An 11,846-nucleotide genomic window follows, 5' to 3' on the forward strand; every position below is an offset into this window, starting at 1 on the left:
AAACTGGATGATCCCGGTGGCGAGAGCGGGAGCCATGGACGATACGGCGGTCGACTACGCGGCGGCGTTCCAGGCCCTGCCCGGAATGGTGGCCCTGCTCACGCCCGACCTGGTGTACGTGGACGTCAACGAGGAGTTCCTGCGCACGGCGGGTCGCAAGCGGGAACAGATGATCGGCCGCCACCTGTTCGAAGTCTTCCCGGACAACCCCAACGACCCCGCCGCGACGGGCATGCGCAACCTGGAGGCCTCACTGCGGCGCGTGCTGGCCACCGGTGAACGCGACGCGATGGCGCTTCAGCGGTATGACGTCGAGGACCCGGAGCGGCCCGGGCACTGGCAGGAGCGGTACTGGAGCCCGGTCAACGCGCCGGTCCTCGCCCCGGACGGCGAGGTGGTGCTGCTGGTGCACCGGGTCGAGGAGGTCACCGAGCTGATCCGAGCCCGCGGCGGACCGCAATCCGGCAGGCCCCGGGTGCTGGAGGCCGAGCTGTACACCCGCGCCCGTGAGCTCCAGGAGCTCAACGAGCGGCTGCGGCGCGCGCACGCCCGTGAGCGCGAGGTGGCGCTGGCCCTGCAGGAGGCGATGCTGCCCGCCGTCCGACAGCTGAGTGACCACCGGGCGGCGGTGCGCTACCGGCCCGCGGTCGGCGCGCTGAACGTGTGCGGCGACTGGTACGACCTGGTCGACCTGGTGGGCGGCCGCCGGCTCGGGGTGTCCGTGGGCGACGTGGTCGGCCACGGACTGCCGGCCGCGGGCGTCATGGGCCAGCTGCGCAGCGCCCTCAGCGCCGCCTCCCGGGTGGCCGAGGGCCCGGCCGAGGCACTGGACGTGCTGGGGCGCTACGCCCACGTGGTCGACGGTGCCGAGTCGGCGACCGCCGTCACCACGTTCATCGACTTCGACCGGCACACCATCTCCTACAGCAGCGCCGGGCATCCACCGCCGGTGCTGGTGCATCCCGACGGCCGGACGGAGTTCCTCGACCGGGCCACCGACCCGCCGCTCGACGCGCGTCCCGACCCGATCCCGAGACCCCAGGCCAGCACGGTGTTCAGCGACGGCGCCACGCTCGTGCTGTACACCGACGGCCTGATCGAGCGGCGTCACGAGGACGTCTACACGGGCCTCACCCGGCTCGCCGCCTCGCTCACCCGGCATCGCGGGGCGGACCCCGAGGTCCTCGCGGACGCCGTCCTGCTGGAACTGCTGCCGCCGGGAGGTGCCACCGACGACACGGCGCTCATCATCGTGCGGCTGTGAGGCAGATCCCCGGGACCGGACGGGGAAGCCCGGCGGATCGTGCGGGCAAGCCCCAACGGGCGCTTGCCCGGGCAGGGGTGGCAGATCGGGCGCGGTTCCGCCGCTCCCCTCCTGCCCCTACACTTGGCACCCCCACAGCACGCCGGTTGACCTGCTGGAACACGGCGGCCCGGCCCGTCCGCCGGAGTGAGGAGCGACCCGTTGTTCTACTACGTGCTCAAGTACGTGTTGCTGGGCCCCCTGCTGAGACTGGTCTTCCGGCCCCGAATAGAGGGCCTCGAACACGTACCGGATACGGGTGCCGCGATCATCGCGGGCAACCATCTGTCCTTCTCGGACCATTTCCTGATGCCCGCCGTCCTGAAGCGGCGCATCACCTTCCTCGCCAAGGCGGAGTACTTCACCGGGCCCGGTCTGAAGGGCCGTCTGACCGCGGCCTTCTTCCGCAGCGCCGGGCAGATCCCGGTGGACCGCTCGGGCAAGGAGGCCGGCCAGGCGGCGATCCGCGAGGGACTCGGCGTGCTGAGCAAGGACGAGCTGCTCGGCATCTATCCCGAGGGCACGCGCTCCCATGACGGACGGCTCTACAAGGGCAAGGTCGGCGTCGCGGTGATGGCGCTCAGGGCCGAGGTCCCGGTGATCCCGTGCGCGATGATCGGCACGTTCGAGGCTCAGCCGCCCGGCAAGGTCGTGCCGAACCTGCACCCGGTGGTGATCCGCTTCGGCAAGCCCCTCGACTTCTCCCGCTACGCCGGCATGGAGAACGAGAAGGCCGTCCTGCGTGCGATCACCGACGAGATCATGTACGCGATCCTCTCGCTGTCCGAGCAGGAGTACGTCGACAAGTACGCGTCCGTGGCGAAGGCGGAGGACACCGCCGCGCGCTCGGACAAGGAGCGCAGGTTCCGCAAACTGCCGCTGAGTTGACCTCTGCTGTCGGCAGAGAACCCCGGGGCGAGGGCCACTCGGACCATACGGTCATGGCATGAGACGTGCTGTGGTGATCGGAGCGACGGGACAGATCGGGCGGGTGGCCGTGGGCGCCCTGGCCCGCGACGGCTGGGAGGTGACCGCCCTCTCGCGGGGCGGCGGACGGGATGAGGGCTGGCCCGAGGGCGTGCGGGTGGCACGGGTCGACCGGGAGGACGAGGCGGCCCTGGCCGGGGCGGTCGGCGACGGCTGCGACGTGCTGGTCGACATGGTGGCCTTCGGGCCCGGGCACGCACGGCAGTTGACCTCGCTGGCCGACCGGGTGGGCTCGGCCGTGGTGATCTCCACCGTCTCCGTGTACGAGGACGACAAGGGCCGCAACTTCGACACCCAGGGCGAGCCGGACGGCTTTCCCGAGTACCCGCTGCCGATCCCGGAGGACCAGCGGACCGTCCAACCGGGTGACGCCTCGTACAGCACCCGCAAGGCCTCACTGGAGCGCGAACTCCTCGCCGCGGGCTCAAAGTTGCCCACCACGCTGCTGCGGGCCGGCGCGGTCCACGGACCGCGCTGCATGACCCCGCGCGAGCTCTACTTCGTCAAGCGCAACCTGGACGGCCGGCCCCGGCGGGTCCTCCCGTACGGGGGCGAGAGCCGGTTCCATCCGGCGAGCGTCCACAACCTCGCCGAGCTGATCCGGCTGGCGGCCTCGCGGCCGGGCACCCGCGTCCTCAACGCCGTGGACCCTCAGGCGCCGACGGTGGCGGAGATCGCCCGGGCGATCGACACGGTCATGGGCGTCGAGCGGGAGAGCGTCCTGGTGGACGGCCCGCCGCCCGCCCCCACCGTGGGCGACACCCCGTGGTCGGTCCCGGTGCCGGTGGTCTGCGACATGACCGCCGCCGAACGGGAGTTGGGCTACCGCCCGGTCGCCCGGTACGCCGAGACGCTGCCGGACACCGTCGCCTGGATCGAACAGCACCTGGCCGGACGGGACTGGCGGGAGGCGTACCCGAAGATGTTCCAGAATTACGGCGACCTCTTCGACTACGCGGCGGAGGACGCGTTCCTCGACGCGCTCGGCACATGACAAGGGGGGCGGCCGCCGGCCGCCCCCCTTGTCGGCGTGGGACTTACGGCTTCGGCGTCTCGTGCGGTGCGCAGGTGACGTCGGAGCGGTCCAGCTTGCCGGTGAGCAGGTAGGTGTCCACCCGCGGGTTGATGCACGGGTTGACCAGGCTGGTCACACCGTGGGAGCCCGCGTCCTTCTCGGTGATCAGACGGGAGCCCTTGAAGCGCTTGTGCAGTTCGACGGCGCCCTCGTACGGGGTGGCGGCGTCCCGCTCGGACTGCACGATCAGCACGCCCGGCAGGCCCTTGCCGGTCTTGACGTTCACCGGGGTCTGCTGCTTGACCGGCCAGGTCGCGCAGGGCAGGTTCATCCAGGCGTTGGACCAGGTCAGGAAGGGGTGATCCTGGTGCAGCCGGGTGTTGTCCCGGTCCCACTTCTTCCAGCTGGTGGGCCACTTGGCGTCGGTGCACTCGACGGCGGTGTAGACGGCGTTGCCGTTCTCCGAGGCGATGTTGCCCGCGGTGTCCGACAGGTCCGGGGCGGCCGCGTCGACGAGCGCCTGGGTGTCGCCGGCGACGTACTTGCTGAAGACCGTGGCGACCGGCACCCACGAGGAGTCGTAGTACGGGGCGCCCTGGAAGAAGCCGAGCAGTTCGGCCGGTCCGACGACCCCACCGATCGGGCTCTTCTTCGCGGTGGCCCTCAACTCCAGCCACTTCGCCTGGACTTCGGCCCGGGTGTCGCCCAGGTGGAAGGTGGCGTCGTTGGCGGCGACCCAGTCCTCCCAGTCCTTCCAGCGGCCCTCGAAGGCGACGTCCTGGTCGAGGTTGGCCTCGTACCAGATCTTGTCGCGGGACGGGTTGACGACGCTGTCGACGACCATCCGGCGGACATGGCCCGGGAACAGCGTGCCGTAGACCGCGCCGAGGTAGGTGCCGTAGGAGACGCCCAGGTAGTTGAGCTTCTTCTCGCCGAGCGCGGCACGGATCACGTCCAGGTCGCGCGCGGTGTTCGGCGTGGTCATGTGCGGCAGCATCTCGCCGCTGCGCTCGTAGCAGCCGTCGGCGTACTCCCGGGCGAGCTTACGCTGGGTGCGCTTGTCGGCCTCGGAGTCCGGCACCGGGTCCAGCTTGGGCGCCTTCACGAACTCCTGCGGGTCGACGCAGGAGATGGGCGCGGAGTGGCCGACACCACGCGGGTCGAAGCCCACGAAGTCGTACGCCTTGGCCGTGTTGGCCCACACCGGGGCCTTGGTGGTGACCCGGCGCGGGAAGCGCAGGCCGGAGCCGCCAGGCCCGCCGGGGTTGTAGATGAGCGCCCCCTGACGCTCCTTCTTGGTGCCGGTGTTGCCGATGCGGTCGACGGCGAGCTTGATCTGCTTGCCGTACGGCTTGGCGTAGTCGAGCGGCACGGTGACGTAGCCGCACTGGATGGGCTTCTCCAGGCCCCAGTCGGCCGGGCAGTCCTGCCAGTCGACACCGGCCTTCGCGGCCTTGGCGGCGGCTGTCGCGGCGCCGCGCGCCTCACGGTCCTGGCCGCCGTGGCGGGAGTCCGCGCTGGCGTTCGCCGTGGGCGCGGCCACGGCGCCGGCTATCAGCGTCGCCGTGACGAGCACTCCGGCGGATCCGAACGCTGCCGTGCGCCGCGTCACTCTCTTGTCCCTCAAGGGGGCCCTCCCCGTACGTTGTTGATGAGTACGGGGATCCTCTCGGCTGTGAGTCGCCTGAGAACAGGGGTGGTCGGCCTTCTTTGCCAATCCGATAAGCGGACGACACCGTTCGCTCGGCGGACTACCCGTCCCGGCCGAGTTCCTTCATGGCCCCGTCCAGCAGTCGCCGCAGCCGGAGCGCGTCCGGCGCCACGGCGGTCACCAGGGCGGCGGGCCCGGCGAGCGGCAGCACCGCGGCGCCGTCCCCCAGCACCCGCGCGGGAACCGGATCACTCCCGAACTCCGGCCGTACGACGACGATCTGCCCGACGGCCCGATGGCCGGCGAGAACGGCGGGGCCGTCCCAGCCGCCCGGGGCCCCGGGGCCGCAGGCCAACTCCTGGTCGAGCAGGGTCCGTCCCGCGACGCGCAGGACCAACCGGCTGCCGAGCCGCCCGGGCTCCTCTCCGGTCCGGCCGAGCACCTGCTCCTCGCGCAGGACCAGTCGGGCCGTCGCCCCGAGGTCGACGCGGGTCGTGACGGACAAGTCACTGCCCCGGACACAGATCAACTGCTCGGGCAGCCAGTGCAGTTCACCGCCGTCGGCGACGGTGAGCCGGACGTCGTAGCGGGCCTCGCCCTTGGCCTGGCCCGGCAGGGCGATGGTGGCGGCGGCCGATCCGACGCGCAGCCGGGCCCCGGTCTCCACGCCGGCCTCCACGGTGAAGTGGTCGCCGCCGAGCGGCCCGCTCATCGCGCCGACGAGCATGACCCGCGCCTCGTCGCCGCTCCCCCGGGTCCGCCGCAGAGCCAGCGGCCCGTCGCCCTCCAGTACGGGCAGGGACGTCCCGCCCCGGCCGTCGTCCCGCGCGACCATCCGCGCGGTCGCCCGCACTCCGGTCACGCCCGCGGTCATGCCGTCCACATGTTGACCGGCGCCCACACCCGCGGTCATGCCGTCCACGCGGCGAGCCGCGCTCGCACCCAGCCGACGACGTCCGTCACACCGGGTTCGCTCCTGAGTGACTGGAACACGACCGGCAGTTCGGCCCGCTGTGCCTTGGCGTCCGCCGCCATCCGCCCGAGGTCGGAGCCGACGTACGGCGCGAGGTCGGTCTTGTTGACGACGAGCAGGTCCGCGGTGGTGACACCGGGCCCGCCCTTACGCGGGATGTCGTCTCCGCCGGCCACGTCGATGACGAAGATCTGTGCGTCGACGAGCCCCTTGGAGAAGGTCGCCGTGAGGTTGTCCCCACCGGACTCGACGAGGATCAGATCCAGCGGCCCGACCTCGTCCTCCAGGTCCTCCACCGCTTCCAGGTTGGCGGAGATGTCGTCCCGGATCGCGGTGTGCGGGCACGCCCCCGTCTCCACGGCGGTGATCCGCTCGGGCGGCAGCACGGCCTCCCGCAACAGGAACTCGGCGTCCTCACGCGTATAGATGTCGTTGGTCACGACGGCCAGCGACAGCTCGTCCCGCAGAACTCGGCAGAGCGCGGCGACGGTAGCGGTCTTACCCGACCCGACGGGCCCCCCGAGCCCGATCCGCAGCGCCCGCCGCCTGCCATCAGGACGACGAAGGTCAGCACTGACAGCGGCGGGGCCGTCGTGGGAGTGGTCGAGATGCATGTACGGCTCCTATGCGGCTGGTCCGAGGTCCGGGTCCGAGGTCCGGGTCCGAGGTCCGGGTCCGGGGTCCGGGTCCGGGGTCCGGGTGGTCTGGGGTCTGGGGTCTGGGGTCTGGTGAACACAGTTCCCGGGGAGGGGTGCAGGGGACGGAGTCCCCGCCGGGGTCGAAGGGGCGGAGCCCCTGGGGATGGGACGGGTAGGGGCGGCGGGGGCGAACCCCTCCTAGGACGCGAACAGACGTACCGGCCACGCCGCATGCACCTCAGCCGAGATCTCCAGCAACGGCGCGGCCCCCGCAGGCAACGCCTCCACCCCTTCGTCGAGAACCGACCGCGCCACCTCCACCGCCGCACCCGCGACCCGATCCAGCTCCGGCGCCAACCGGGCCAACACCCCCGTCGCATCGAAGGGATCCAGACTCAGCAACCGCACCGTCGCCGTCGCCGGCCCGCTCACACTCTCGTACACCGCGCAGTACGCCGCATCGACAGGCCCCATCCCCGCCGCCCGAGCCACGAGCCCGAGTACCACCGGCTGATGCGCCCCCTTGGGAAACGCCCGCGCCAGTGCGTCGAGTTCCGAGGACGGCCAGGTCGCCCGCGCAGCCCGCATCAGCTGACGGCCCAGCTTCCGCGCGGCACCCCGCAACGCGGGCGACGGCGTCCGCGCGTCCGCCGCCGCGTCCAACTCCACTGGATCCACGCCGAGTACGGCCGCCGCGGCCAGCGCCGCGGCGACCCGCCCCGTCGTGTGCAACCTCCCCCGGCAGAAGTCCTCAAGGCTCGCCGCCCCGGTGACCCGGCCCGCCTTGACGGCGGCCTCGGCCCCGCCGGAGTGCGCGTGGCCCCCGGCGGGGAAGCGGCCGTCGGCCAGGACGAGAAGTGCTGATCGTGACATGGGAGATCCGTGCCGTCAGAAGAGGAAGTAGCGCTGGGCCATGGGCAGTTCGGCGGCCGGAGTCGCCTCGACGAGCTCCCCGTCGATGTGCACGGCGAAGCTGTCGGGATCGACCCGCACCCGGGGCCGGGCGTCGTTCTCGCGCATGTCCGCCTTGGTCACGCCCCGCGTCGACTCGATGGCGACGAAGCGCTTGCCCAACTGCAACCGCTCCGGTAGCCCGTCCTCGATCGCCAGCGGTGCCACGAAGTTGAACGAGTTGGAGGCGGGCGCCCGCCCGATCGCTCCGTACATCGGACGCGGCAGGATCGGCTGCGGGGTCGGGATGGAGGCGTTCGCGTCGCCCATCTGCGCGTACGCGATCTGCCCGCCCTTGATCACCAGGTGCGGCTTGACGCCGAAGAACGCGGGCTCCCACAGCACCAGGTCGGCGAGCTTGCCGGACTCGACGGAGCCGATCTCGTGGGCGAGGCCCTGGGCGACGGCAGGGTTGATCGTGTACTTGGCCACGTACCGCCGTACCCGGTGGTTGTCCGCGCGTCCGTCACCCGGCAGCGCCCCCCGCCGTCGCTTCATCACGTGCGCGGTCTGCCAGGTCCGCAGGACGACCTCGCCCACCCGCCCCATCGCCTGCGCGTCGGAGGAGATGATCGAGATGGCGCCCAGGTCGTGGAGGATGTCCTCCGCGCCGATGGTGGAGGGCCGGATGCGGGACTCGGCGAAGGCGAGGTCCTCCGGGACGGCCGGGTTGAGGTGGTGGCACACCATCAGCATGTCGAGGTGTTCCTCGGCGGTGTTGACGGTGAACGGCCGGGTCGGATTGGTCGAGCTCGGCAGCACGTGCGGCTCGGAGACCACGGTCATGATGTCGGGGGCGTGCCCGCCGCCGGCGCCCTCGGTGTGGTACGCGTGGATCCCGCGGCCGGCGATCGCCGCGAGGGTGTCCCCCACGAACCCGGCCTCGTTCAGGGTGTCCGTGTGGATCGCGACCTGGATACCGGTCCGGTCGGCGACGGTCAGCGAGGCGTCGATGACGGCCGGGGTGGAGCCCCAGTCCTCGTGCAGCTTCAGACCGAGCGCGCCGCCGCGGATCTGGGACAGCATCGCCTCGTGGGAGACGGTGTTGCCCTTGCCGAGGAAGCCGATGTTCAGGGGGTACTGCTCCATCGCCTCCAGCATCCGGGCCAGATGCCACGGACCGGGCGTGACGGTGGTCGCCTTGGAGCCCTCGGCCGGTCCGGTGCCGCCGCCGACCAGCGTGGTGACGCCCGCGGACAGCGCCTCGTCGGCGATCTGCGGACAGATGAAGTGGACGTGCGCGTCGACCGCTCCCGCGGTCAGGATCCGGCCGTTGCCCGCGATGATCTCGGTCTCCGGGCCGATGACCAGGTCGGGGTGCACCCCGTCCATGGTGTCGGGGTTGCCCGCCTTGCCGATCCCGGTGATCCGCCCGTCGCGGATGCCGACGTCGGCCTTGACGATGCCCCAGTGGTCGACGATCACGACACCGGTGATGACGGTGTCGGGGGTGCCCTCCGCGCGGGTGGCCCGCGACTGGCCCATGGATTCGCGGATGACCTTGCCGCCGCCGAACACGGCCTCGTCACCGGCCCGTCCCGGCCCGCCGGAACGATCCTCCTCGATCTCGATCAGCAGATCGGTGTCGGCGAGCCGAACGCGGTCGCCGGTCGTCGGGCCGAACAGGTCGGCGTACGCGGCACGCGAGATCTCAGGCATCGAGGGCACCTCCGGTCTCCCCGCGCAGGCCGGGCACCACACGGGCGCCGGCCAGCGGGACGAGTTGGACGTCGACGGGGATGCCGGGCTCGAAGCGCACGGCGGTGCCGGCGGCGATGTCGAGGCGCTTGCCCCGGGCGGCCCCGCGGTCGAAGTCCAGCCCGGGGTTGGCCTCGGCGAAGTGGTAGTGGGAGCCGACCTGGACGGGCCGGTCGGCGGCGTTGAGGACGGTCAGCCGGGTGGCCTCGCGGCCCTCGTTGTAGACGATCGGGTCGTCCGCGAACAGGAACTCTCCGGGAATCATGGCGGCCGCTCCGGTCAGACGATCGGGTCGTGGACGGTGACTAGCTTGGTGCCGTCCGGGAAGGTCGCCTCGACCTGGACGTCGTGGATCATCTCGGGGATGCCCTCCATGACGTCGTCCCGGGTGAGCAGCTTGCGCCCGGACGCCATGAGTTCGGCCACGGTACGACCGTCACGGGCACCTTCGAGGATGTGCGACGTGATGAGGGCGACGACCTCGGGGTGGTTCAGCTTGAGTCCGCGGGCCCGGCGCTTCTCGGCCACGTCGGCCGCCACATGGATGAGCAGCCTCTCTTGCTCGTGCGGGGTCAGTTGCACGTCCCACCTCACAGTCCTCGCTCCGGACCGTGCGGGGTCCGATTGCCGCTGCCCCGGGGCAAAGTCCCTGGTGGCGTGGAGGGGCAGGCTAGTTGGACCGGGTTTCAATCGCGTTAACCGCGCCGTGATCCATTACCGCCCGGACGACCGGGCGCGGCATGGCGGGGACCGCCTCGAGGGTGAGGCTCGCCCACAGGGCGAGGGTCCGGCTCGGGACAGCGGCCTCGCAGGCCACGCGCACGTACCCGAGCACCTCACCGACCATCGCCGAAACGGAGGGGAGGACGATGATGACATACCTGAACAAACGTTTGAAATCCGCCGCGCGCACCTCGCCTGGCCGCGACCGAGAGCCCCCTCCCGCCCCCGGCTCACCTCCCTCACCCTGCGGGCCTTCGCCCGGCCCGCGACCCGCGCCGCCCCACAAAGACCGGCCGGCCGCCGCGACAGCTCGGGGGAAGCGACAGCTTGGACAGCAGGAGGGCGCTTTCGAGATCCGCCCCTACGCCGACGAGGCGGCCGCACAGAACGCCGCCGAAGAGCGGACCGTATACGGCGCGGTCGCCAACACCGCCGAGGGTCCCGATTCGTTCACCGCGGCGACTGCGAGCCCCGTTCGCCGCACAGCTGCTCCAGCAGTCGGTGACGCACACAGGGGCTGCCGAGGCGGTCCAGGTCAGGCCGGTGGACCACCGGCCCCACGCACGACCTCGTCGTTCAGGAGGGCCCAGTCCCCCGGTGATGTGCCGCGATACCGAACCGCTGCTGTTCGCGCGGGGCGGAAGCGACCTCGCGGACGCTGGAGACCGCGCTGATCACCTGCTCCTCCGCGGGCTCCTGGAGTTTCTCCAGCCGTTCGAGGTCGGCGGCGGACACCAGGGCGACGAGGGGTTTGCCGTGCCGTGTCACGACCACCCGCTCCCCGCCGTACACCACCTTGTTGATCAGGTCGGCGAGCTCAGCCCTGGCTTGCGTCACCGGAATCTCGTAGGCCATACCCCTAGCTTACGGGGCGTCCATCTGGTTCAGCGTGGCCTGTGACGACATCAAAGTTCCAGGTCAGGGGCTCTCGCGTGGTCCCGATCGCTCTCGTCTGTGAGAAATGTGTGAGACGAGGTGAGACGAAGAGCTGTTCTGTCGCACTGAATCCTGGCAGGTCTCCGGTGCGGCGGAACACCCCGCTCCGACCGGCCCTGCACAGAACTCCGGCCGGGCGGGTGCTTGCCCGTCGACGCACCGGAGGCTGGGCGGATCTCCACCCAGCCTCCATATCGGCAAGCCGTGGTGGGCATCATGCGTGCGGCCTGATCCCGGCCGTTTGCCTCGCCCATCGTCTCCGAGGTAGAGCCGGGTGATCGTCACAGCGCCGGCGGCCTCGGGGTGCCTGCGCAGGCGGCCTTGGTGCGCCGCCGGGAGGACGGGCGGGCATGGGCAGGGCCACCCGCCCGAGCGCGACGGACAGCATGGTCTTGCCGACCCCGGGTGGCTTGCGCAAGTGACTGGTGGTACCTCGCATGGAACGTGCAGCGGGTGCGGGCGAAGCAGATGCAGGAGGCCGCTGTGAGGAAGGCGCTGAAGGCCCAGCGGCGTGAGGAGAACGAGTGGAACCAGCTGGCCAGGGAAGCGCGCCGAGGTAACTCATCGGGACACGCGGGGGACGCGACGGGGACACGTATAAGACGCCGACTGATGCCTGTGTACCTCTTGGAGTACTGCGCACGTCCTCACGGCGTCTCGCGCGCGCCCCGGCAGTGCCGCACTGGCGTCGCACACAGAGCCTTCGGAGGACTCACCTGCGCAGGGGTGCCGGGTGGCGTCTCCCAGGAGACACCACCGGGGCACCACAGGGACGCCGTTCGTACTTCGCTGCGCCTCTTCTGGAAGGGCCCGGTTGGCGCTCCCGCCGGAGGAGCGGCTGGTGACGCGGGCCGCGAGTATCGAGGCGAAGTGGGTCATGCACCCCGCGGAGGTCTCGGCCGAGGAGGTCAAGGCCGCGGAGCGGCCGCGATGACTCGCATCGATGTGGTGGAGGCCGTCCGGGAGATCAC

The 11,846-nt window shown here is 71.3% G+C and carries 11 protein-coding genes; 3 read left to right on the plus strand and 8 right to left on the minus strand.

Annotated features, from left to right (window positions below; genetic code table 11):
- The first annotated feature begins 34 nt into the window (after positions 1 to 34).
- From OHA64_RS07265 to OHA64_RS07275, 3 genes are all read left to right on the plus strand, one after another.
- Entirely contained in the window at positions 35 to 1,264 is a 1,230-nt protein-coding gene (locus tag OHA64_RS07265; RefSeq protein WP_405609665.1) for a PP2C family protein-serine/threonine phosphatase, read from the plus strand.
- Positions 1,265 to 1,465: 201 nt separating this feature from the next.
- A complete protein-coding gene (locus OHA64_RS07270; RefSeq protein WP_405609668.1) occupies positions 1,466 to 2,191 on the plus strand; it encodes a lysophospholipid acyltransferase family protein in 726 nt (241 codons plus the stop codon).
- A 58-nt stretch (positions 2,192 to 2,249) separates the two neighbouring features.
- Positions 2,250 to 3,284 (plus strand): NAD-dependent epimerase/dehydratase family protein, encoded by a 1,035-nt coding sequence (locus OHA64_RS07275; RefSeq protein WP_405609671.1) that lies wholly within the window; start codon positions 2,250 to 2,252, stop codon positions 3,282 to 3,284.
- A gap of 43 nt (positions 3,285 to 3,327) precedes the next feature.
- Here the strand turns inward: OHA64_RS07275 and OHA64_RS07280 are convergent, their stop codons facing one another.
- The 8 genes from OHA64_RS07280 to OHA64_RS07315 all read right to left on the minus strand — a co-directional run bounded on the left by OHA64_RS07280 (position 3,328) and on the right by OHA64_RS07315 (position 10,794).
- Positions 3,328 to 4,932: an alpha/beta hydrolase gene (locus tag OHA64_RS07280; RefSeq protein ID WP_405609674.1), complete on the minus strand. Its 1,605-nt coding sequence runs from the start codon at positions 4,930 to 4,932 to the stop codon at positions 3,328 to 3,330.
- A gap of 124 nt (positions 4,933 to 5,056) precedes the next feature.
- Positions 5,057 to 5,869, minus strand: a complete 813-nt coding sequence (locus OHA64_RS07285) for an urease accessory protein UreD (RefSeq protein WP_405623886.1) — start codon at positions 5,867 to 5,869, stop codon at positions 5,057 to 5,059.
- Positions 5,866 to 6,543 (minus strand): urease accessory protein UreG, encoded by a 678-nt coding sequence (gene ureG, locus OHA64_RS07290; RefSeq protein WP_405609677.1) that lies wholly within the window; start codon positions 6,541 to 6,543, stop codon positions 5,866 to 5,868. The genes OHA64_RS07285 and ureG overlap by 4 nt, the downstream gene beginning before the upstream one ends.
- A gap of 222 nt (positions 6,544 to 6,765) precedes the next feature.
- Complete coding sequence (locus tag OHA64_RS07295; protein WP_405609680.1) at positions 6,766 to 7,440, minus strand: urease accessory protein UreF; 675 nt, start codon at positions 7,438 to 7,440, stop codon at positions 6,766 to 6,768.
- Between the two features lie 15 nt (positions 7,441 to 7,455).
- The gene (locus tag OHA64_RS07300) at positions 7,456 to 9,177 is read right to left on the minus strand and encodes an urease subunit alpha (protein ID WP_405609683.1); all 1,722 of its coding nucleotides are present in this window, start codon (positions 9,175 to 9,177) and stop codon (positions 7,456 to 7,458) included.
- Positions 9,170 to 9,481 carry an urease subunit beta gene (locus OHA64_RS07305; protein WP_405609686.1) on the minus strand — a complete coding sequence of 104 codons (312 nt, stop codon included), beginning with the start codon at positions 9,479 to 9,481 and terminating at the stop codon, positions 9,170 to 9,172. Before OHA64_RS07305 ends, OHA64_RS07300 begins: the two co-directional genes overlap by 8 nt.
- A 14-nt stretch (positions 9,482 to 9,495) precedes the next feature.
- Entirely contained in the window at positions 9,496 to 9,798 is a 303-nt protein-coding gene (locus OHA64_RS07310) for an urease subunit gamma (protein ID WP_356770408.1), read from the minus strand.
- A 717-nt stretch (positions 9,799 to 10,515) separates the two neighbouring features.
- Positions 10,516 to 10,794 (minus strand): type II toxin-antitoxin system Phd/YefM family antitoxin, encoded by a 279-nt coding sequence (locus OHA64_RS07315; RefSeq protein ID WP_405609690.1) that lies wholly within the window; start codon positions 10,792 to 10,794, stop codon positions 10,516 to 10,518.
- Positions 10,795 to 11,846: the final 1,052 nt, after the last annotated feature.

The sequence above is a fragment of the Streptomyces sp. NBC_00076 genome, assembly GCF_045041235.1.
GTDB lineage: Bacteria > Actinomycetota > Actinomycetes > Streptomycetales > Streptomycetaceae > Streptomyces.